22 protein-coding genes are annotated in these 20370 nt (G+C 61.3%); 11 read left to right on the forward strand and 11 right to left on the reverse strand.

The genetic code is table 11. The features are described from left to right. The first annotated feature begins 232 nt into the window (after window positions 1-232). Together mpl and ACTG2J_RS17320 are read left to right on the forward strand one after the other, a co-directional pair. A complete protein-coding gene (gene mpl, locus ACTG2J_RS17315; protein WP_439997717.1) occupies window positions 233-1603 on the forward strand; it encodes a UDP-N-acetylmuramate:L-alanyl-gamma-D-glutamyl-meso-diaminopimelate ligase in 1371 nt (456 codons plus the stop codon). Then, window positions 1600-2211: a flavin prenyltransferase UbiX gene (locus ACTG2J_RS17320; protein WP_042052375.1), complete on the forward strand. Its 612-nt coding sequence runs from the start codon at window positions 1600-1602 to the stop codon at window positions 2209-2211. The genes mpl and ACTG2J_RS17320 overlap by 4 nt, the downstream gene beginning before the upstream one ends. A gap of 72 nt (window positions 2212-2283) precedes the next feature. Here ACTG2J_RS17320 and ACTG2J_RS17325 read toward each other — a convergent pair whose 3' ends face one another. Then, the gene (locus ACTG2J_RS17325; protein WP_005362858.1) at window positions 2284-2898 is read right to left on the reverse strand and encodes a TetR/AcrR family transcriptional regulator; all 615 of its coding nucleotides are present in this window, start codon (window positions 2896-2898) and stop codon (window positions 2284-2286) included. Window positions 2899-3099: 201 nt separating this feature from the next. On the opposite strand from ACTG2J_RS17325, the gene hpt reads away from it, so the two are divergent. The 8 genes from hpt (at window position 3100) to ACTG2J_RS17365 (ending at window position 8870) form a co-directional block, all read left to right on the forward strand. Next, complete coding sequence (gene hpt, locus ACTG2J_RS17330; RefSeq protein ID WP_005335618.1) at window positions 3100-3630, forward strand: hypoxanthine phosphoribosyltransferase; 531 nt, start codon at window positions 3100-3102, stop codon at window positions 3628-3630. Window positions 3631-3741: 111 nt separating this feature from the next. Further along, the gene (locus ACTG2J_RS17335; RefSeq protein WP_042052377.1) at window positions 3742-4659 is read left to right on the forward strand and encodes an ABC transporter ATP-binding protein; all 918 of its coding nucleotides are present in this window, start codon (window positions 3742-3744) and stop codon (window positions 4657-4659) included. After that, the gene (locus ACTG2J_RS17340; RefSeq protein WP_019445351.1) at window positions 4656-5429 is read left to right on the forward strand and encodes an ABC transporter permease; all 774 of its coding nucleotides are present in this window, start codon (window positions 4656-4658) and stop codon (window positions 5427-5429) included. The genes ACTG2J_RS17335 and ACTG2J_RS17340 overlap by 4 nt, the downstream gene beginning before the upstream one ends. A 226-nt stretch (window positions 5430-5655) precedes the next feature. Beyond that, window positions 5656-6807: a double-cubane-cluster-containing anaerobic reductase gene (locus tag ACTG2J_RS17345; RefSeq protein WP_113739789.1), complete on the forward strand. Its 1152-nt coding sequence runs from the start codon at window positions 5656-5658 to the stop codon at window positions 6805-6807. Window positions 6808-6816: 9 nt separating this feature from the next. Beyond that, complete coding sequence (locus ACTG2J_RS17350) at window positions 6817-7599, forward strand: acyl-CoA dehydratase activase (protein WP_113739790.1); 783 nt, start codon at window positions 6817-6819, stop codon at window positions 7597-7599. Further along, a complete protein-coding gene (locus ACTG2J_RS17355; RefSeq protein ID WP_113739791.1) occupies window positions 7596-7904 on the forward strand; it encodes a DUF3343 domain-containing protein in 309 nt (102 codons plus the stop codon). The genes ACTG2J_RS17350 and ACTG2J_RS17355 overlap by 4 nt, the downstream gene beginning before the upstream one ends. Before the next feature lie 14 nt (window positions 7905-7918). Beyond that, window positions 7919-8338, forward strand: coding sequence for a MauE/DoxX family redox-associated membrane protein (locus ACTG2J_RS17360; protein ID WP_439997718.1), 420 nt, complete (start codon window positions 7919-7921; stop codon window positions 8336-8338). A 4-nt stretch (window positions 8339-8342) separates the two neighbouring features. Then, window positions 8343-8870 (forward strand): rhodanese-like domain-containing protein, encoded by a 528-nt coding sequence (locus tag ACTG2J_RS17365; RefSeq protein ID WP_047437813.1) that lies wholly within the window; start codon window positions 8343-8345, stop codon window positions 8868-8870. Window positions 8871-8953: 83 nt separating this feature from the next. Here the strand turns inward: ACTG2J_RS17365 and ACTG2J_RS17370 are convergent, their stop codons facing one another. From ACTG2J_RS17370 to thpR, 10 genes are all read right to left on the reverse strand, one after another. Further along, entirely contained in the window at window positions 8954-10318 is a 1365-nt protein-coding gene (locus ACTG2J_RS17370) for a cation:dicarboxylate symporter family transporter (RefSeq protein ID WP_439997925.1), read from the reverse strand. 152 nt (window positions 10319-10470) lie between these two features. Continuing rightward, window positions 10471-10821, reverse strand: a complete 351-nt coding sequence (locus tag ACTG2J_RS17375; protein ID WP_047437807.1) for a putative quinol monooxygenase — start codon at window positions 10819-10821, stop codon at window positions 10471-10473. Between the two features lie 24 nt (window positions 10822-10845). After that, entirely contained in the window at window positions 10846-11703 is an 858-nt protein-coding gene (panC, locus tag ACTG2J_RS17380; protein ID WP_005335639.1) for a pantoate--beta-alanine ligase, read from the reverse strand. Between the two features lie 201 nt (window positions 11704-11904). Further along, a complete protein-coding gene (panB, locus tag ACTG2J_RS17385) occupies window positions 11905-12699 on the reverse strand; it encodes a 3-methyl-2-oxobutanoate hydroxymethyltransferase (RefSeq protein WP_144714091.1) in 795 nt (264 codons plus the stop codon). Beyond that, window positions 12696-13205 (reverse strand): 2-amino-4-hydroxy-6-hydroxymethyldihydropteridine diphosphokinase, encoded by a 510-nt coding sequence (folK, locus tag ACTG2J_RS17390; protein ID WP_439997926.1) that lies wholly within the window; start codon window positions 13203-13205, stop codon window positions 12696-12698. Before folK ends, panB begins: the two co-directional genes overlap by 4 nt. An 11-nt stretch (window positions 13206-13216) precedes the next feature. Next, window positions 13217-14674, reverse strand: coding sequence for a polynucleotide adenylyltransferase PcnB (gene pcnB, locus ACTG2J_RS17395; protein ID WP_439997719.1), 1458 nt, complete (start codon window positions 14672-14674; stop codon window positions 13217-13219). Between the two features lie 168 nt (window positions 14675-14842). Beyond that, a complete protein-coding gene (gene gluQRS, locus ACTG2J_RS17400) occupies window positions 14843-15751 on the reverse strand; it encodes a tRNA glutamyl-Q(34) synthetase GluQRS (protein ID WP_439997721.1) in 909 nt (302 codons plus the stop codon). Window positions 15752-15862: 111 nt separating this feature from the next. Then, entirely contained in the window at window positions 15863-16312 is a 450-nt protein-coding gene (gene dksA / locus ACTG2J_RS17405) for an RNA polymerase-binding protein DksA (protein ID WP_005335644.1), read from the reverse strand. A gap of 119 nt (window positions 16313-16431) precedes the next feature. Further along, window positions 16432-17175 (reverse strand): DNA/RNA nuclease SfsA, encoded by a 744-nt coding sequence (gene sfsA / locus ACTG2J_RS17410; protein ID WP_019444756.1) that lies wholly within the window; start codon window positions 17173-17175, stop codon window positions 16432-16434. Beyond that, on the reverse strand, window positions 17172-17714 hold the full coding sequence (gene thpR, locus ACTG2J_RS17415) for an RNA 2',3'-cyclic phosphodiesterase (protein ID WP_439997723.1): 543 nt from the start codon (window positions 17712-17714) through the stop codon (window positions 17172-17174). The genes sfsA and thpR overlap by 4 nt, the downstream gene beginning before the upstream one ends. A 178-nt stretch (window positions 17715-17892) precedes the next feature. Here thpR and hrpB point away from each other — a divergent pair, with 178 nt between their 5' ends. Further along, the gene (hrpB, locus tag ACTG2J_RS17420) at window positions 17893-20340 is read left to right on the forward strand and encodes an ATP-dependent helicase HrpB (RefSeq protein WP_439997724.1); all 2448 of its coding nucleotides are present in this window, start codon (window positions 17893-17895) and stop codon (window positions 20338-20340) included. The last annotated feature ends 30 nt before the right edge of the window (window positions 20341-20370 follow it).

Raw genomic sequence — 20370 nt, forward strand, 5'->3', positions numbered from 1 at the left:
TATCGTAAAACTGTAAAGTGCGTCACAAAACCGAAGAATTGTAAGAAAGTGCGACATAATATCAAGCTTCAAATAAAACCCAAAAATCCATTCAAGCCTCCCCCCCCCCAACAGCGCCAAGATTTCTGCCTTCGGTGCTGCATCTGTGGGCCGCTCACCATGAGTGCGGCTTGTGCCACCACCGCAACACCCCCTAGAATGCGCACTTCCCTTTACTGCGAAAGGAAGCGGTATGCATATTCACATTCTCGGGATCTGCGGCACCTTTATGGGTGGTCTGGCGGTGTTGGCAAAACAGCTTGGTTACCGGGTGACCGGTTCGGATGCCAACGTCTATCCCCCCATGAGTACCCAGCTCGAGCAACAGGGCATCGAACTGACCGAAGGCTATGACCCCTCCCAACTCGATCCGGCGCCGGATCTGGTGGTGATCGGCAACGCCATGAGCCGCGGCAACCCCTGTGTTGAATATGTGCTGGACCGTAATCTGCCCTATATCTCCGGCCCCCAGTGGCTGCTGGATCACGTGCTGCAAGATCGCTGGGTGCTAGCCGTTGCCGGTACCCATGGCAAAACCACCACCGCCAGCATGCTGGCCTGGGTGCTGGAGTATGCCAAACTGGAACCCGGTTTCCTTATTGGCGGCGTGCCGGGCAACTTCCCGGTCTCCGCCCGTCTCGGCTCTGCCCCCTTCTTCGTCATCGAAGCAGACGAGTATGACTGCGCCTTCTTCGACAAACGCTCCAAGTTCGTCCACTACCATCCGCGCACCCTGGTGATGAACAACCTGGAGTTCGACCACGCGGACATCTTCCCGGATCTCGCCGCCATCCAGCGCCAGTTCCACCACCTGATGCGCACCGTGCCGAGCAACGGCCGGGTGCTGTTCCCGCAAGCCGATGACAACCTCACCGCCGTACGCAAGATGGGTTGCTGGAGCGAAGTGGAGCTGGTAGGTCAGGACGACGCCAAGTGGAAGGCGGTCAAGCTGGCCGGTGACGGCTCCGCCTTCGAGGTGTGGCTGGATGGCGAAAAACAGGGCGAGGTGCACTGGGAGTGCATTGGCGAACACAACGTCAACAACGGTCTGATGGCCATCGCTGCCGCCCGCCACGCTGGCGTGATGGTGGAGCATGGCATCGCCGCCCTCTGCCAGTTCAAATCCCCCAAACGGCGGATGGAGCTCAAGGGTGAGGTGGCGGGCATCAGCGTCTATGACGACTTTGCCCACCACCCCACAGCCATCGAGACCACCCTCGGCGGCCTGCGCGCCAAGGTAGGCAGCTCACGTATTCTGGCGGTGCTGGAGCCTCGCTCCAACACCATGAAGCTGGGGGTTCACAAGGAGGAGCTGGCTGGCTGTTTCGATGGTGCCGACGAGGTGTTCTTCTTCCAGCCGCCCAACATCGGCTGGGATCTCGGCGAGGTGACGGCCCATATGACCCGACCGGCCAAGGTATTCAACGATCTGGAGACCCTGATCAACCGGTTGGTGGCCGAGAGCCGCGATGGCGACCATATTCTGATCATGAGCAACGGCGGCTTCGGCGGCATTCATGACAAGCTGATCGCCCGCCTCAAGGATTACCACGGCGAACTATGAACAAAGCGATCACCCTGGCGCTGACCGGCGCCTCCGGCGCACCCTACGCCCTGCGCCTGCTCCAGTGTCTGGTGCAGGCGGACTATCGGGTCTACCTGCTCGCCTCATCGGCGGCTCGTGTGGTACTCAAGACCGAGCAACAACAGGATTGGCCCGGCTCGCCGAAAGAGCTCTCTGCTTATCTCTGTCGCCAATATGGCGCCAAGGAGGGGCAGATTGTCGCCTGCGGCAAGGAGGAGTGGTTCTCACCGGTGGCCTCCGGCTCGGCCGCGCCCAAACAGATGGTGGTCTGCCCCTGTTCCATGGGTACCGTCTCGGCCATTGCCAACGGCACCTCGGACAACCTGCTGGAGCGGGCAGCGGATGTGGTGATCAAGGAGCGCGGCCAGCTGATCCTGGTGCCCCGCGAAACCCCCTTCTCGGCGATCCATCTGGAGAACATGCTGAAACTGGCACGGCTCGGAGTGACCATCATGCCCGCTGCGCCCGGTTTCTATCATGAGCCGAAAAGCATCGCCGATCTGGTGGACTTTATGGTTGCCCGCATCCTAGATCATCTGGGTGTCGAGCATGAGCTGACCCACCGCTGGGGCTATGGCCACCAGTGAGGTGACCGCCATATCCGGCCATAAAAAAACGGCGCCACTCAATGAGTGACGCCGTTTTTTCGTTAAGCCGTGTTAGCGAGCCTGAATTGGCGCCGTCACGTACTTGAACAGGAAATCAGTCACCTCTTGGCGCGCCGGGCGCTGAGGTTGATTGATCATCTGCATCATCACATAGCCAAAACCGGTCAGAGAGCGGGCCAGATCCTGTGCTGACAGCACGCTGGTGATCTCCCCTGCATCCATGGCGGTTTGCAGCTCGCTGGCGATCAGCTCAAGGCACTGATCGAGCAGCCGGGTATAGCGGGGCCATACCTCTTCCCGAACCGATGAGCTCCACTCCAGCCAGATACCGGCATAATCCGGTTGATCGTAGGCGGCATCGACAGAGAGGCGTACATGACGCTGGATCTTGTCGAAAATAGAGCCCTGGTCACCGTATGCCTGCGACAGCATCTGGTTCACAAAGCGTTCGATCTCGGCCAGCACCTCATCTACCAACTCCTCGCGGGTGTTGAAATAGTTGAAGACGGTAGCCACAGAGACCTTGGCCTGTTCGGCTATCTCGGCGTGACCTGCACGGCCAATGCCGCGACGGGAGAACACCTCGATGGCACATTCCATCAATTGGGAGCGACGAGCTTCCGGCGACAGCCGGGTACGACGTCTTATTTCTGCGCGTGGTTCCATAGTTTTTATCATCTAATAGTTATTGATTATGGTGTTTATAGTATTTTAACTAATCATGCCTGAGTGCCTGCTAACTCTATCAATTAAAATAAGCCGATAAAAGCACCACGTATCTCTAGCACCCTTCAACATGAGTGGTAGAATCATCGGTTTTGATATTCATGAACGGCCAAATCCCCTTTGGCCTTATGGGAGTAAGTGATGAAACACACCGTCGAGGTGATGATCTCCGAGGCTGAAGTAGCCGCCCGGATCGCCAAATTGGGTGAAGAGATCACCGCCCGCTATCAGGGTTCTGACGAAGTCGTGATGATTGCGCTGCTGCGCGGTTCCTGCATCTTCCTGGCCGACCTCTGCCGCCAGTGCCAGCTGCCCATCACCTTGGACTTCATGACCGCCTCCAGCTACGGCTCCGGCATGCACAGCACCCGTGACGTCCGCATCCTCAAAGACCTGGACGATGACATCAAGGGCAAGGATGTGGTGATCGTGGAAGACATCATCGACACCGGTTACACACTCAACAAGGTGCGCGAGATCCTCTCCCTGCGCGAGCCGAAATCCCTGGCCATCTGCACCCTGCTGGACAAACCCTCCCGCCGCGAAGTGCAGGTGCCGGTCGACTGGATTGGCTTCGCCATTCCGGACGAATTCGTGGTCGGCTGTGGCATCGACTACGCCCAGAAGTACCGCAACCTGCCGTTTATCGGCAAAGTGGTACCCCAGGAGTAAGCCAGGTTCAGGAATATCACGGGTGAAGCGGCCTTGCGCCCTTTACTCTGTGCAGGCGGCCTTGGCCGCCTTTTCTGTATCGAGCCGGATTCAACCATCACAGAGGTTGCAATGAACGCACTGGAAATCAGCGGCCTGAAAAAGACCTATCAGGGGGGCGTCGAAGCCCTTAAAGGCATCGATCTTACCGTCAGGCAGGGGGATTTCTTCGCCCTGCTCGGCCCGAACGGCGCGGGCAAGTCCACCACCATCGGCGTCATCAGCTCGCTGGTAAACAAGAGCGCCGGAAAGGTGAAGGTATTTGGCTACGACATCGACAGCGATCTGGAACAGGCCAAGGCTCAGCTCGGACTGGTGCCGCAGGAGTTCAACTTCAGCCAGTTCGAGAAGGTGATCCAGATTGTCACCCATCAGGCCGGTTTCTACGGCGTGCCCAAGGCGGAAGCCAAGATCCGCGCCGAGAAGTACCTGCGCCAGCTCGATCTGTGGGAGAAGCGCGACATGCCTGCCCGTACTCTCTCCGGCGGCATGAAGCGCCGTCTGATGATCGCCCGCGCCCTGATGCACGAGCCCAAACTCCTGATCCTCGATGAACCGACCGCCGGGGTCGATATCGAGATCCGCCGCTCCATGTGGACCTTCCTCAAGGATCTCAACGAGCAGGGCGTCACCATTATTCTCACCACCCACTATCTGGAAGAGGCCGAGATGCTCTGCCGCAACATCGGCATCATCGACAAGGGTCGGCTGATCGAGAACACCAGCATGAAGAATCTGCTGGGCAAGCTGGGTCGCGAGACCTTCCTGCTCGACCTTGCGCCAGGTTCTGCCGTACCTGAGGTGCCAGAGTTCAACGGCCGCATGCAGGATGAACGTACCCTTGAGGTGGATCTCGACAAGAGCCAGTCACTCAATAGCCTGTTCGAGCAACTGTCGAAGCAGCAGGTGCAGGTCGTGAGCATGCGCAACAAGGCCAACCGGCTGGAAGAGCTGTTCGTCAATCTGGTCGAAGAGGGGAGAAAAGCATGAATCTGGCCATCTACTACATCGCCTTCAAGAGCATTCTGGCCAAAGAGGTGAGCCGCTTTACCCGGATCTGGATCCAGACCCTGGTGCCACCGGCCATCACCATGAGCCTCTACTTCGTCATCTTCGGCAACCTGATCGGTTCGCGCATCGGTGACATGGGCGGTTTCACCTACATGGAGTTCATCGTGCCCGGCCTCATCATGATGTCGGTGATCACAAACTCCTACTCCAACGTCGCCTCCTCCTTCTTCAGCGCCAAGTTCCAGCGCAATATCGAGGAGATGCTGGTCGCACCGGTGCCCAACTACGTCATCATCGCCGGTTACGTGGGCGGGGGCGTGGCACGCGGCCTCTGCGTCGGCCTTATCGTCACCCTGGTGTCGCTGTTCTTCGTGCCGCTGCAGATCCACCACCTGTTCAGCGTCTGCTTCACCGTGCTGCTGACCGCCATCCTCTTCTCGCTGGGTGGCCTTATCAACGCGGTGTTTGCCAAGACCTTCGACGACATCAGCATCATCCCCACCTTCGTGCTGACGCCGCTCACCTATCTGGGTGGAGTGTTCTACTCCATCAGCCTGCTGCCCCCCTTCTGGCAGGGTGTCTCCCAAGTGAACCCCATCATCTACATGGTAAACGCGTTCCGTTACGGTTTCCTCGGTATCTCCGACGTGCCGCTCGGAACCGCCTACCTCATCATCATCGGCTTTATCGTGGCCCTCTACGGCATCGCCTGGTGGCTTATCTCCCGCGGCACCGGGCTGCGCCACTGATTGCCAAAACGGGCACCTCGCGGTGCCCGTTTTTTATTCCCCCTGTAGCCCCTTCAACCTGCTAGCCCCCTTCTCAATAACCTGCCTGTCATTAAGGATTTACCTGACACCTTGTGATCCACCGCAATTTTCGAATTACCCCCAAAGGTATAATTCTCGCGGTTGGATGTGCCGTCACGGATGGCTCGTCCGTCTCTTCATTTCTCTCATCAGGGCAGGATCGCCTATGTCACTTATCACCGAGTTGCCAGCCATATTCGATAGTTTTTCAGATGCCCGTCGTCAGGGCTTTCTGGCTGTAATGGCACTCAAGGAGCGACAGATCCCCCTGGTCGGTACCTACTGTACCTTTATGCCGCAGGAGGTGGCGATAGCCGCCGGCGCCGTGGTGGTATCGCTCTGCTCCACCAGCGACGAGACCATCGAGGAGGCCGAGAAAGATCTGCCCCGCAACCTCTGCCCGCTCATCAAGAGCAGCTACGGTTTTGGCAAGACCGACAAGTGCCCCTACTTCTACTTCTCCGATCTGGTGGTGGGGGAAACCACCTGCGACGGCAAGAAGAAGATGTACGAGTACATGGCCGAGTTCAAACCGGTGCATGTGATGCAGTTGCCCAACCGCGCCGATGACGAAGCCTCCCGCAACCTGTGGCGCAGCGAAATCGTCCGCTTCAAGGAGTTGCTGGAGCAGCAGTTCGGCAAGCCCATCAGCGAGCAGGCATTGCGAGACGCCATCGTGCTGAAAAACCGCGAACGCCGCGCGCTGGCCAATTTCTACCGGCTGGGCCAGCTCAACCCGCCGGCGCTGAGCGGCACCGACCTGCTCAAGGTGGTCTATGGCGCCACCTTCCGCTTCGACAAGGAGCTGCTCATCAGCGAGCTGCAGGAGATGACCCGCCGCATCAAGGTCGAGTATGCCGAGGGCAAGCGGCTCGATGCCCGCCCGCGCATCCTCATCACCGGCTGCCCCATCGGCGGCGCGGCCGACAAGGTGGTGCGTCTCATCGAGGAGCACGGCGGCTGGGTGGTGGGTTACGAGAACTGCACCGGCGCCAAGGCGACCGAGCAGTGCGTCAGCGAGGAGGGCGATCCGTTCGATGCGCTGACCGACAAGTATCTGGCCATCGGCTGCTCCTGCATCTCCCCCAACCACCAGCGCATGAATCTGCTGAGCCAGATGGTGGAGGAGTATCAGGCGGACGGAGTGATCGATGTGATCCTGCAGGCTTGCCACACCTATGCGGTGGAGTCGCTCGCCATCAAGCGCCATGTGCGCGAACGCCACGGCATCCCCTACATGGCAGTCGAGACCGACTACTCCAGCGCCGACAAGGGACAACTGGCCACCCGGCTGGCCGCCTTTATCGAGATGCTGTAAGGAGGCGCCGTGTCACTCTCCATCGGGATTGACTCGGGCTCCACCGCGACCAAGGGGATCCTGTTCGACAGCCGGGATGGCGGGCGTATCGTCCGCCGTTTTCTGGTGCCGACCCCCTTTCGTCCGCTGGCCGCCATCGAGCAAGGCTGGACCGAACTTTCGGCCGATTTGCCAGAGCGCCCCCACCTGACCCTGACCGGTTATGGCCGCGATCTGGCGTCGTTCGCCGATCGCCGGGTTACCGAGATCTCCTGCCATGGGCTGGGGGCTCGCCTGCTCTGCCCGTCGGTACACACCGTCATCGACATCGGCGGGCAGGACAGCAAGGTGATCCAGCTCGATAGCGACGGCAACCTCACCGATTTTCTGATGAACGACAAGTGCGCCGCCGGCACCGGTCGCTTTCTCGAGGTGATCACCCGCACTCTGGGAGCTCGGGTCGAGCAGCTTGACGAACTGCTGCAAGGGGCCGAGCCCCACGACATCAGCAGCATGTGTACCGTGTTTGCCGAATCGGAGGCGATCAGCCTGCGCTCGGCGGGCATTCCGGCCGAGTCAATCCTGGCCGGTATCGTCCGCTCCATGGCCCGGCGCAGTGCCAACTTTATCGGCCGCCTCGGCGCCCGACCGACAGTGCTCTTTACCGGCGGCGTCAGCCACTGCGCCACCTTCCGCCACTATCTGGCCGAAGGGTTGGGCTGCGACGTGGCCACCCACCCGGATGCCCAGTTTGCCGGTGCGCTGGGGGCTGCCCTGTTCGGCGCGCGCGCCAGCACGGGAGGCAAATCATGAATCAGGAGTTTCTCTACCTGTTCCACTCCACTCTCGGCACGATCAGGATGCGCAAGCGGCTGGAGCAACACGACCTGTCGTTTCGGGTCTGCGACGTGCCGCGCCTGCTCAGTGCCGGCTGTGGCCTCGCCATTCGCCTCCACTGCCCGCCAGACGAGTGGCAGCAGTGGTGCCAGAGCGGTGAAACCGCTGCCGTCTTTCGCTGCGAAGCGGACGGCGACTATCAGGAGCTGGCCCGCTATCCGGCCGATAGCCCGGACATGGCGAAGCAAACGCCTGTGGCTGGCAGTCGGAGTCATGGATGATAAAGATCTATCCCATGGCTGTTTATCTGCGCATGCTGGCCAATCTGGCACTGGGGGGATTCTTCCTCGCCTCGGCCGGGTTCAAGCTGGTCTCCCCCGCCCTGTTTGTCGAACAGATCGCGGCCTTCGGGCTGATCTGGCCGTCACTAATCCCGCCAGTGGCCTGGGGGCTGATCGCGCTGGAGCTCTGCGCAGGGCTTGCGGTCATCGCCAACCGGCGCTGGGGACTGTGGCTGGTGATCGGGCTGCTCGCCCTGTTTATTCCGGTGTTGGGCTATGGCGTTGCCATCGGGCTCGACATCTCTTGCGGCTGTCTGGGCAGGGCTGATCTCAGCTCGTTGCCGGAGGCCATTGTGCGGGATCTGCTGCTACTGACGCTTGCGGGCGCCCTGCTGCTAACTTCCCGCCCCGTTTTTCCCGTTCTAAAGGAGTAGTGACATGATGACATTGCGATCCCGCACCCTGCTGGCCTCGCTGATCGCCGCCAGCTTTGCCCTCGGTGGCTGTGGCGATAACCAGTTCGAGCAGGAGGTGAAGCTGGAGCAGTCGGCAGTGCAACTGGCACAGGAGGCGCAGCAGGGGGGCTATCAGCTGCTGACCGTAGCCGAGCTGAAAACCCGGATGGACAAGGGTGAGGAGCTGGTGATCATCGACACCATGCCCTATGAGGACTCCTACAAGAAAGAGCACATCCCGGGCGCCAAGAACTTTGTCTTCGTGAAGGAGGCCAAGTCCGGCGACAACTGGAGCGAAATCGTCGAGGGGAGCGGCACGGCGGAGCAGTTCCAGGCGCTGCTGGGTGAAGACAAGTCCCGCCCGGTGGTGATCTACTGCGGCTTCGTCAAGTGCGGCCGCAGCCACAACGCAGCCGCCTGGGCGGTGACTCAGGGCTATCAGCAAGTCTATCGGGTGCCGGGCGGCATCTTCGCCTGGAAAGGAGCCGGTTACCCCGTCTCTGCCGAGTAACCGCGTCTGCCCACAAGGCAACACAGCCGATATGAAAGAAGCCCGCAACTGCGGGCTTCTTTCATATTGGGCAACACTCGGAGTTAACTGGCGGCCTGCGTCTGCACCGTCTCCACGTTGGCCAGCTGTTGCTTGCCCAGCAACCGCTTGGTGATCATCGCCGCCATGATGGAGCCGTTGACGTTGAGAGCGGTGCGGCCCATATCCACCAGTGGCTCGATGGCGATCATCACCCCCACCAGCGCGATGGGGAAGTTGAGGGTGGAGAGCACGATCAGCGCGGCGAAAGTGCCTCCGCCGCCAACGCCAGCCACCCCGATGGAGCCCAGCGCAATGACCGGCAGCAGAGTCAGCAGAAACAGGGGATCAAAGGGGTTGATGCCGAGCATGGGGGCGATCATCGCCACCATCATGGCCGGATAGATGCCGGCGCAACCGTTCTGGCCCAGATTGGCACCGAACGAGGCGGCAAAGTTGGCGATGCTGGCGGGCACCCCAAGGCGCTGCTGGGTCTCGATGCTGAGCGGAATGGAGGCGGCGCTGCTGCGGGAGACAAAAGCGAAGGTAAGCACGCCCCACACTTCCCACAGGTAGTGCAACGGGTTCTGGCCGATCAGCAGCAGGATCACCATGTGCACCGCAAACATCGCCAGAATGGCGACGTAGCAGACCAGGATAAAGCCGAGCAGGCTGAGGATCTCGCTCAGGGGATAGTGAGCCACCACCCGGGCGATCAGCGCCATCACGCCATAGGGGGTGAGTGCAATCACCACCCGCACCATCTTCATCACCCACAGTTGCAGGGTGTCGATGGCCACGGCGGCGCGAGCACCAGCCTCTGGATGCTCCGCCTTCAACTGCAGCAGGGCAACCCCGGCCAACACGGTGAAGATCACCACGCCGATCACCGAGAGACCGCGACTACCCGCCATATCGGCGGCAAAGTTGGTGGGCACCAGCGAGAGCAGCAGGGCCGGCAGGGTCTGGGCACCGTCGATGGTGCTCATGCTCTGTTGCAGGGTGGCGCTGCCGCTACCATGGCTCAGCAGCCCGGCTGCGGTGAGACCGCTCAGGTGGGTGATGGTCATCCCCACCAGACCGGCGATCATCACAAGCATCAGCATGGAGCCGATCAGCACGGCGCTGATCTTGCCGAGAGACTGGGCCTGCTCCAGCTTGTTGATGGCGGAGAGGATGGAGGTGAACACCAGCGGCATCATCACCACCTTGAGCAGGCTGACATAGCCACCGCCGACGATATTGACCCACTCCAGGGTCTGCTGAACGCCGGCATCATCGGCGCCCCAGCCCAGTTGCAGCGCCAGTCCGAACAGGGCACCAAGCAGCAGACCCGCAAGCACCTTGCGCGAGAGCGGCAACCCGGTAGGCAACCGGGTGAGAGCAAAACAGAGCAGACAGAAAACAAGCGATGCAATCAGGACAAACATCATGAATACCTGTAGCGGCCATCAGGCCGAAAGTGGATAGAAACGAAGGGAAATGCGGGCTGGGCCGCAGAACAAAACGCCGGAATGCAGGAGAGTGCAGGCGTGAAAAAGCAGCGGACGCCCGAGAGGGCGTCCGCTGGCATTCGGGGTAATTACTTCTTTACGGGGGCGTCGTACTGTTCAGGTTCGTCGCTATAGACGCAGACATTCCACTTCGCGGCCAAACCATCTTCCGCCAGACAGTAACGCTCGAAGAACGCGGTGATCTCGGCACGCTGGCAGTGGGCTTCGAAAGCCGCCATATCTTGCCAAATCTCGTTGAACACGATGGGGAAACTCTCCCCCTCGGCAAAGGGGCTCGCGATGTGGCGGGTCACCCGATATTGCAAGCAACCATCCTCACGCAGGGTATTGGGCTCGAGTGCCTGCAGCACCTGAAACAGGGCTTGCTCCTGACCGGGTTTGGGCAGGAATTGGGCAATGCAGTAAACCTTCTTGGACATGGGATCCTCCTGGTTGTGGCGGGCTCAGGCTTGCTGCAGCGTGACCACTTGATTGTCGATAAGGCGGGCCTTGCCAAGATAAGCAGCCATCAGGATCACCAGCTGCGCGCTCTCGTCAGTGGCAGACTCGAGGGTGGCGGCATCGACGATGTCGATGGCATCGGTACGGAAACCGGCGTTGTCGAGGCGCTGGCTGGCCTGCGCCACCAAGGAGGGCAGGTGGTGGTCACCCGCTTCAATCTGCTCGGCGATCCAGTTCATGGTGCGCGCCAGCTCGGGGGCGATGGCCCGCTCGGCGGCAGTCAAGTAGCCGTTGCGGGAAGAGAGTGCCAGCCCGTCTTCGGCCCGCACGGTGGGCACGCCGACGATCTCGATGGGCATCGCCATGTCGGCCACCATCTTGCGAATAAGCGCCAACTGCTGGTAATCCTTCTGGCCAAAGCAGGCCACATCCGGCTGTACCAGATTGAACAGCTTGGTGACGACGGTACTGACACCACGGAAGTGACCCGGGCGCAGCGCCCCCTCCAGCAGATTGGAGAGACCCGGCACCTCGACGAAGGTCTGGCTGGCCAGCCCCTGCGGATACATGATCTCCGGGGTCGGGGTGAACACCATATCGACCCCAGCCGCTTCCAGCGCTGCGCAATCCTGCTCCAGAGTGCGCGGGTAGTTGGCAAGATCCTCGGCCTTGTCGAACTGCATCGGGTTGACGAAGATGCTGACCACCACCTTCTCGGCGTGGCTGTGCGCCTCTTTCACCAGCGTCAGGTGGCCCTGATGCAGATTGCCCATGGTGGGCACGAATGCGATGGCACGCCCTTCACGGCGCCATTGGCTTATCTGCTCACGCAGAACGACGGGATTGTTTACGACCAACATCAGCAGTTCACCTTCCGATAAATCAAAAAGAGAGACGGGTTGCATCCACAGATAGCACTCGGGCGGGATGGGGCACGAACATGGCTATCAGCAGTTCACCTTTAGATGAATCAATAAGATACGGATTAGCTATACGGATTAACTGTGCGAGGCTGAGAAGCAGAGACGGGGGCCGCAGTCCCCATCATGCAACTGCCAGGATCAGTTGAAGCAGTGCTCCGGGCCGGGGAAGCTCCCCTCGCTCACCTGCTGCACATAGAGGCGGATGGCGGCACGCACATCGCCGGTCTCAGCCAGGAAGTTCTTGGTGAACTTGGGCACATAGCCGGAGGTGACGCCAAAGGCATCGTGCATAACCAAAATCTGACCATCGGTCGCGGGGCCGGCACCAATGCCGATCACCGGGATGCGAAGCGCCTTGGTGATGCGCTCGGCCAGCGCAGTGGGCACACACTCGAGCACCAGCAGCTGGATACCGGCCGCTTGCAGTTCGAGGGCCTGGCGGTAGATCTCCTGCGCCTGAAACTCATCGCGCCCCTGCACCTTAAAGCCGCCAAAGACGTGGACGGATTGCGGGGTGAGGCCGAGGTGACCGCACACCGGCACCCCGTTGCGGGTGAGGTGGCGGATGGAGTCACACAGCCAGTCGCCCCCTTCCATCTTGACCATGCGGGCACCGGCCGCCATCAGGCGGGCAGCGTTCTGGTAAGTCTGCTCGGGAGTGGCGTAACTCATGAAGGGCATGTCGGCGATGATCAGCGCATTGCTGGCACCGCGAGCCACACAGCGGGTGTGATAGACCATCTCATCCATGTTGACCGCCAGGGTGTCCTGACCCCCTTGCAGCACCATGCCCAGCGAATCGCCGATGAGCAGCACGTGGGCCCCCTCATCGTCGAACAACTTGGCAAAAGTGGCATCATAGGCGGTGATGGCGGTGAACTTTTGACCATCCTGCTTCATCTTCAGCAGGCTGGCGGTGGTGATCTTGCTCATAGAGGCTCCTGTACGTCTGCACGCGGGGCAATGATGGCCAAATCATTGTGCGGGCAGCGGGCAACCAGTTGTGCGAGCGGGGTGCCGCAGGGCAGCACCAGAGCGGGCGCGATTTCGGCAAGGGGCAGCAGCACGAACTCCCGCTCCTTCATGCCGTAATGGGGAACGATCAGGCGCTCGTGGTTGATCACCTGATCGCCAAAGAGCAGCAGATCGAGATCCAGGGTTCTCGGCCCCCACCGCTCCTCTTTGCGCACACGTCCCTGTTCCAGCTCGATTTTTTGTAGTTGATCCAGCAGCGCCAGCGGCGTCAGCCGGGTGTTGAGCCGGGCCACGGCATTGACGTAGTCCGGCTGATCAGCAGGCCCCATCGGGCGGCTGCTGTAAAACGACGAGGCCTGCACCAGCACTGATTCCGGCAAGGTCGCCAGCGCGGCGACCGCGCGGCGCGCCTGACCCAATGGGTCAGACAGGTTGGAACCAATGGCGATGAAGACCTCGGTCATCACGTCTGTGGTCACTCGGCCGCTTTCGGCTTGCGACGGCGCGGGCGGCGACGATTGCGGCTGTTGCTGCTGCGCTTCTCGCCATCGTGGCTACGGCTCTCACCGCTGGCCGGGCGACGGGTCGCTTCCCGTTGCAGCTGCGGGCGCACATCCGGATTGGAGGCAACATAGCGCTCCCACCAGCTGGCCAGCTCGCCGAGACCGCGCTCGACCCGGTTGCGCAGCAACAGGAAGTCGAACGCCGCGCGGAACTTGGGGTGCTCCATGGCGCGCTCGGGGTGCTTGCCCTGACGACGGGTCAACCGCTGTTGCAGTGCCCAGATGTCGCGGACATCTGTGGTGAAACGGCGGGGAACGGCGATGATCCGCACCTGATTGTCCAGCACCTCGTTGATCGCCAGCATGAAGGCGTCATACCAGGGCAGGCCGCTCTCGTTCTCCAGCACCCGACCACGGGCCTCGACGCAGCCCCACAGCAGGGTGGCGTAGAGGAAGGCGGGGGTGACGCGCTTATCTTCACGAACGCGGGTGTCGGTGTCGATCAGTGCCTGCTCGATAAACTGCTCGTAGGGCGAGTTGCCGTGCGGGGTAAACAGCGCAGCCACTTGTGGGAAGAGCTGTTGGAATAGGCCATACTCACGCAGCAGCTTGTAGGTCGCCAGACCGTCGCCAGCCAGGAACAGCTTGAGGGTCTCCTCAAACAGGCGGGCAGCCGGGATGTCTTGCAGCAGTGGCGCCAGCTCCTTGATGGGGGCGGCGGTACGCGGACTGATGGTCATATCCAGCTTGGCGGCGAAGCGCACGGCGCGCAGCATCCGCACCGGATCTTCACGATAACGGGTCTCGGGATCGCCGATCAGCTCAAGCTTGCGCTCGGCCAGATCTTCCAGACCCCCTTCGAAATCGTGCAGGGTGAAATCTTTGGCGCTGTAGTAGAGGGCGTTGACGGTAAAGTCGCGGCGCTCGGCATCCTCTTCGATGGTGCCGTAGACGTTGTCGCGCAGCAGCATGCCTTCATCAGACTGGGCCGACACATGTTTGCTGGTATTGACCTGATGGTGGTGACCCCGGAAGGTGGCCACTTCGATCACGTCACGACCAAAGACAATGTGGGCCAGGCGGAAACGACGGCCAATCAGGCGGCAGTTGCTGAACAGCGCCTTGATCTGCTCCGGCGTCGCATCGGTTGCGATGTCGAAATCCTTGGGCGTCTTCCCGAGCAGCAGATCCCGGACTCCGCCGCCGACCAGGTAGGCTTCGTAGCCGCCCTTGTTCAGGCGATAGAGCACCTTGAGTGCATTCTCGCTGATCTCTTTGCGCGAAATAGGGTGCTGATCACGGCTTAAGGTACGACGTTGACCGGCGACACGGGCTGGAATGGGGGATTCCACCGACTGCTCGCCGTCTTCCTTGCCGAGCACCTTGCGGCAAAAGTTTGCGATCTGGGAAAAAATGGTACACCTCTTCATGACTTCTAAATTGACGGGAGGCCAAAAAATAGCGGCCTATCATAGCTCACGCCTAACCAAATGAAAAACCGTGCTGACAATTGATCCCGTTTGAAACGGATCATCCCGATAAAATCACAATCAACAGCGGCAATTTACGCTCAATCAAACAAAAATCACCTGGTCGACTCAGCAATCCGCGAGCGGGATCTTCTCGCTGGCGGGCACCCGTTCGAGCAGCCAGTTGGCGATGCCCCACCGGATGATCTCGTCGATCCGGCTTGCCATCAGCTCGGGCGGCGGGCACTGGCCGAGGAAGTGCAGTGCCTGCAACAGGGCCGGTCGCACCTCATCAAGCGCCAGTGCCGGCGCATGGTTCTGCTTGGAGAGCTTGTTGCCATCTGCCAGCACCGCCAGCGGCAGGTGCACCCAGTCGGGCACCGGAGCCCCCAGGGTCTGATAAAGGGCAATCTGGCGCACCGTGGGCTCCAGCAGATCGGCGCCGCGCACTATCTCGGTGATACCGCTGTCCATATCATCCACCACCACCGCCAGGTTGTAGGCGTAGAGCCCGTCGCGGCGACGGATAATAAAATCCTCCTCGGCGAGCGCCGCCGGGACCGCGATATGGCCCTGCAAACGATCGTCGAAGTGGTAGACCGGATGGTGCTGCCGCAGCCGGGCGGCGCAACCTTCGGCCGCAAGCCCGAGGGTGCGGCAGTGGCCGCTGTAGAGACCGCCCGCGGCCATGATTTCGCGCCGGGTGCAGCGGCACCAGTAGAGGTCCCCCGCCCGATAGAGCTGGTCGATGATCTCGTCATAACGGCCGTGGCGCACGCTCTGGAACATCACCTCCCCATCCCACTCGAGGCCATATGCCTCAAGGGTCTTGAGGATCAGGGCCGCAGCCCCCGCCATCTCCCGCGGCGGATCGATATCCTCGATGCGCACCAGCCAGCGTCCCTGCTGCGCTCTGGCCTGCAAAAAGCTGCCGAGGGCGGCGATCAGCGAACCGAAATGAAGCGGGCCTGAGGGTGAGGGGGCAAAGCGGCCGACATAGGGACGTGCAAAGGGTGAGGACGGGGGATTCACTGGCATGACTGTTCGGGTAAGCGATTCATTGAGGCTGCATTCTGGGGCGCGACCGCCAAAAGCTCAATAAAAAAGGGAGCCCGCGAGCTCCCTTTTTCATATACCAGAGGGTCGGGATCAACCGGCCATCTGTTTTTCCTTGATCTCGGCCAGCGTCTTGCAATCGACACAGAGGTCGGCAGTCGGACGGGCTTCCAGACGACGGATACCGATCTCGATACCGCAGTGTTCGCAGTAACCGAAATCATCGTCTTCAAGCAGCTGCAAGGTCTTCTCGATCTTCTTGATCAGCTTGCGTTCACGGTCGCGGGTACGCAGTTCAAGAGCGAACTCTTCTTCTTGCGCGGCACGATCCACGGGATCCGGGAAGTTGGCAGCCTCGTCTTTCATATGGTCGACGGTACGATCAACTTCCTGCATCAGTTGGTTGCGCCAGGCACCCAGGATCTTGCGAAAATGCGCCTTTTGTTGGTCATTCATGTACTCCTCACCCGGCTTTTCCTGGTAAGGCGCGACACCCGCAATGGCCAGGGGGCCCAGAGATTTCCTGTTTTCGCCTGTTGGCATGCCCTGTCTCCTAATTCAGCACGCTACCCGTGCCATCCATAAATTGAGGGCGACATCTATAGCAGAAGGGTAACGGGTAAGCAAACGAGCCGTACCAATAATGTTACCCACTCCAATATTTATGCACTCCCCTCGGGTAACAGGTGACCAGATTCAAACGGGATAAACCCTTGAGCCACCATGCCTTGCACCCCAACATGGGGCCGATAGCATAAAATTTCAACCCCCGCCGCGATTGCCTGCTCAATTAGCAGACTATAGTGCGGATCTATATGGGTTGCAGGGCGCATCCGGCTTATTCCGGAGTGCAACACCATAAAGAGCAGCACGGCCCTGTGGCCCGCCGCTTTCATCGCCATCAACTCGCGCAAATGCTTGGCACCACGGGCGGTGACCGCATCGGGGAAGTAGCCCATGCCAGCCTCCTCCCGCTCGTCGAGCAGGGTGACAGATTTTACCTCGATGTAACAATTGCCCTTCTCATCATCTTCCAGCAACAGATCGATGCGACTGTTCTCTTCGCCATACTTCACCTCGGTGCGCAACCGGCTGTAACCCGCCAGCGGAGCGATGGCCTCCTGCTCGATCAGCTCCCGGGCAATCTGGTTGGCGCGCGCCGTGTTGACGCAGATAAAGTGGCCCGCCGGACTCTCGGCGATCTCCCAGCTGTTGGGCAGCTTGCGCTTGGGGTTATCGGAGGTGGAGTACCAGACCCGGGTGCCCGGATCGGCACAACCGGTCATGGCACCGGTATTGGCACAGTGGATAGTAATGACCTCGCCGTTATCGAGTTGCACATCGGTCAGAAAGCGCTTGTAGCGGGCCACCAGCTGGCCCGATTGCAGGGGGGGATCAAAAATCACGGGTTAGCCCTCCGCGCATCTTCTTTTACCCGGGCACGCAGCGGCCAGCAGGCAAGCGGCTCATAGCGCACCCCGTCCGGAGTCGAGATGGATTGATAGAGGCAGAACTCATCGGCCTGCAGCAGAAAATTGGGAGCAGGCTGGATGGCCGGAGCCTCGCCCGCCTTGCGCGACAGGGTGACGTGGGGACGATAGCCCTGCTCGCCATTGCCAAGGCGCAGCTTCTCGCCGTGGCGGCGCAGCGCCCGGGCCAGCACGGTCAGCTCGTTGGGCCACTCTTTCGGGCCGATCCAGGCGGCCTTGGCCCGGCTGAACCAGCCGGTCTCATCCAGTCTGATGGCGAGCGGCGGACAGTGCTGACGCTCCACGGCGGCGATCAGGCGGCGGGTGGTCAACTCGTCTGCCTCACCCAGAAAGGCCAGGGTTAGATGAAGGTTGGCTTGCGGCACCGGCTGACCGGGCCAGGGCTGCTTATCGCGCCAGGCGATGAGCTCGGGGGCGAGCTCCTTGACGGGCAGGGCAAAGAAGAGTTTGGCCATGTGGTGATAATGCCTTTTTCACGCTCATTGGATCAGCCCATTCTATGGCAGCCATCCGGCCATGTCTCGCCGCCCTCCCGCCCGAGTGGCCATCTCCTCACATCCACTCACGGTGGCGCGGGTGGCTGTGGCAGAATAGGCGCCGTTTTACCGGTTGCTACAGAAGGTGCTCATCGCTTTGTCCCAGCTCCCCATCGTTTCGGTATTGCCCGAACTCTTTGCCGCCCTCGACAGCCACACCAGCGTGATCCTGCAGGCGCCCCCCGGCGCGGGCAAATCGACCCTGCTGCCGCTGGAGCTGGTGCGTCAGAACCGGCTGCCCGGCCGCATCATCATGCTGGAGCCAAGACGCCTCGCGGCGCGCAATATCGCCAGCTTTCTGGCGCGCCAGCTGGGGGAGAAGGTGGGCGATCGCATCGGCCTGCGGGTACGCGGTGAGAGCCGCACCAGCCCAGCGACCCGGCTCGAGATCGTCACCGAAGGGGTGCTGACCCGGATGTTGCAGCAGGACCCGGAGCTGACTGGCGTCTCGCTGGTGATCTTCGATGAGTTCCACGAACGCAGTCTGCACGCCGATACCGCATTGGCCTTCGCTATCGAGAGCCAGCAGGGATTGCGCGATGATCTCAAGCTCCTGGTGATGTCCGCGACCCTGGATGGCATGGCACTCGAGACCTTGTTGCCGGATGCCCCTGTGGTTCGCTCCGAGGGGCGCGGCTTTCCCATCGACTACCACTACCACCCCGCCAACCGCCAGCAGTGGCTGGAGCCGCAAGTCGGCGCCGTGGTGCTCGAAGCGCTAGCCGAGCAAGATGGCAGCCTGCTGGTATTTCTGCCGGGACAGGGGGAGATCGAGCGGCTGGCACAATGGTTGGCAGACAAACTGCCGGACGACGTGACCCTCGCCCCCCTCTACGGTCGCCTCGATATGGCGGCCCAGCAGGCAGCCATCGAACCGGCACCAGCGGGTCGCCGTAAGCTGGTGCTCACCACCAATGTGGCTGAGACCTCCCTCACCATCGAAGGGGTCTCTGTCGTTATCGACAGCGGGCTGGAACGACTGGCCTCCTATGATCTGAAAAGCGGTGTCACCCGGCTGGAAACCCGCCAGATAGCCAAATCCTCCGCCACCCAGCGGGCAGGCCGTGCTGGTCGCCTCGGCCCCGGCGTCTGCTACCGGCTCTGGAGCAGCGAGGTGCAGGAGCGACTCGCCGAGCAGAGCCCGCCAGATATCCTCACTCAGGAGCTGACCAGCCTGTTGCTGGACGCCGCCCAGTGGGGGGCAAAGGTGGAAGATCTGCCGCTTCTCGATATGCCTTCCGCCGCTGCGGTGGCCAGCGCCCAGCGGCTGCTGGTGGCTCTTGGCGCCATGAAGCCGGAGGGTGAGCAACAACTCACTCCCGCTGGTCGTGCCATGGCGGCCTTCGGTACCCACCCTCGTCTCGCCCGCATGCTGCTGCGCGCCCGCGAGCTGGAGTCAGAGGGTCTGACAGGGATTGTCGCCGATGCCGCTTATCTGGTGGCGTTGCAGGAAGAAGATCTGCGAGGATCGGAGCGCCTCTCTGTGCTGTTCCACCGCCGTCAAAACGCCCTGCGCCAGAACGCGGCCCGCTGGTTTGAACGGCTTGGCGCCCGCCCTGCCAATGCGCAGGGCCAGTGGCTGGGGCTACTCTGTGCCCTCGCCTGGCCGGATCGCATCGGCAAACTGCGTAGCGGCAGTCGCTATCAACTCAGTGGTGGGGTGAGCTGCGATCTGGTAGAAGGTCATCCCTGTCAGGGACAAGGGGCCCTCATCGCCATCGAGATGGGGCAGAACGATCGTGGCAGCCGCATTTTTATCGCCGAACAGGTCGATCTGGACGAGCTGGTGCGCCTGCTGCCGGAACTGGTGAGCGAACGGCAGTGGTTCGACTGGGATGAACGGGAAGAGCGGGTGCGCGCCGAACGCCAGCAGGTGATCGGCGAGCTGGTGCTGAGCCAGCGACCGCTGACCGAACTCTCTGACGAGCAGAAAGGGCGCTGCCTGCTGCAAGGCATTCGCCGCAAGGGGCTGCATGTGCTGCCCTGGGACGAGAGCAGCGAAGGGCTGCTGGCCCGTCTGCGCTGCGCCCGTGAGTGGCTGCCCGATGAGGGGTGGCCAGCCATGGATGACGACAGCCTGCTGGCCGACCTAGAACAGTGGCTGCTGCCAGCGGTGAGCGGCATGACCCGGCTGGAGCAACTGAAGAGGCTCAATATGAGCGACATCCTGCGCCAATCCCTGCCCTGGCCGTTGCCCAAACGGCTCGACGAGGCGCTGCCGAGCCACTTTGCGGCACCGACCGGCAGCCGGGTGCGGATCCGCTATCAGCCGGGGCAGGCACCGGTGATCCCGGTGCGCATTCAGGAGATGTTCGGGCAAGGTTCGACCCCCTGCGTGGCCGATGGCCGGGTACCGCTGGTGGTGGAGCTGCTCTCCCCCGCCCAGCGGCCGCTGCAGATCACCGCCGATCTGGCCGCCTTTTGGGCTGGCTCCTACGAACAGGTGAAGAAAGAGATGAAGGGGCGCTATCCCCGCCACTACTGGCCGGATAATCCGCTGGAAGCGATGCCGACCAAAGTCACCAAAAAGAAGATGGGCATCTAGGTTCGATGGGTTAATCCCGCTCGGACGTTC

The sequence above is a fragment of the Aeromonas sp. 6P genome, assembly GCF_051919525.1.
In the GTDB taxonomy this organism is placed as follows: Bacteria; Pseudomonadota; Gammaproteobacteria; order Enterobacterales; family Aeromonadaceae; genus Aeromonas; species Aeromonas veronii.

Coding starts and splice junctions, on each gene's coding strand:
- mpl (WP_439997717.1), top strand. CDS start 233: ATGCATATTCACATTCTCGGGATCTGCGGCACCTTTATGGGTGGTCTG.
- ACTG2J_RS17320 (WP_042052375.1), top strand. CDS start 1,600: ATGAACAAAGCGATCACCCTGGCGCTGACCGGCGCCTCCGGCGCACCC.
- ACTG2J_RS17325 (WP_005362858.1), bottom strand. CDS start 2,898: ATGGAACCACGCGCAGAAATAAGACGTCGTACCCGGCTGTCGCCGGAA.
- hpt (WP_005335618.1), top strand. CDS start 3,100: ATGAAACACACCGTCGAGGTGATGATCTCCGAGGCTGAAGTAGCCGCC.
- ACTG2J_RS17335 (WP_042052377.1), top strand. CDS start 3,742: ATGAACGCACTGGAAATCAGCGGCCTGAAAAAGACCTATCAGGGGGGC.
- ACTG2J_RS17340 (WP_019445351.1), top strand. CDS start 4,656: ATGAATCTGGCCATCTACTACATCGCCTTCAAGAGCATTCTGGCCAAA.
- ACTG2J_RS17345 (WP_113739789.1), top strand. CDS start 5,656: ATGTCACTTATCACCGAGTTGCCAGCCATATTCGATAGTTTTTCAGAT.
- ACTG2J_RS17355 (WP_113739791.1), top strand. CDS start 7,596: ATGAATCAGGAGTTTCTCTACCTGTTCCACTCCACTCTCGGCACGATC.
- ACTG2J_RS17360 (WP_439997718.1), top strand. CDS start 7,919: ATGGCTGTTTATCTGCGCATGCTGGCCAATCTGGCACTGGGGGGATTC.
- ACTG2J_RS17365 (WP_047437813.1), top strand. CDS start 8,343: ATGATGACATTGCGATCCCGCACCCTGCTGGCCTCGCTGATCGCCGCC.
- ACTG2J_RS17370 (WP_439997925.1), bottom strand. CDS start 10,318: ATGTTTGTCCTGATTGCATCGCTTGTTTTCTGTCTGCTCTGTTTTGCT.
- ACTG2J_RS17375 (WP_047437807.1), bottom strand. CDS start 10,821: ATGTCCAAGAAGGTTTACTGCATTGCCCAATTCCTGCCCAAACCCGGT.
- panC (WP_005335639.1), bottom strand. CDS start 11,703: ATGTTGGTCGTAAACAATCCCGTCGTTCTGCGTGAGCAGATAAGCCAA.
- panB (WP_144714091.1), bottom strand. CDS start 12,699: ATGAGCAAGATCACCACCGCCAGCCTGCTGAAGATGAAGCAGGATGGT.
- folK (WP_439997926.1), bottom strand. CDS start 13,205: ATGACCGAGGTCTTCATCGCCATTGGTTCCAACCTGTCTGACCCATTG.
- pcnB (WP_439997719.1), bottom strand. CDS start 14,674: ATGAAGAGGTGTACCATTTTTTCCCAGATCGCAAACTTTTGCCGCAAG.
- gluQRS (WP_439997721.1), bottom strand. CDS start 15,751: ATGCCAGTGAATCCCCCGTCCTCACCCTTTGCACGTCCCTATGTCGGC.
- dksA (WP_005335644.1), bottom strand. CDS start 16,312: ATGCCAACAGGCGAAAACAGGAAATCTCTGGGCCCCCTGGCCATTGCG.
- thpR (WP_439997723.1), bottom strand. CDS start 17,714: ATGGCCAAACTCTTCTTTGCCCTGCCCGTCAAGGAGCTCGCCCCCGAG.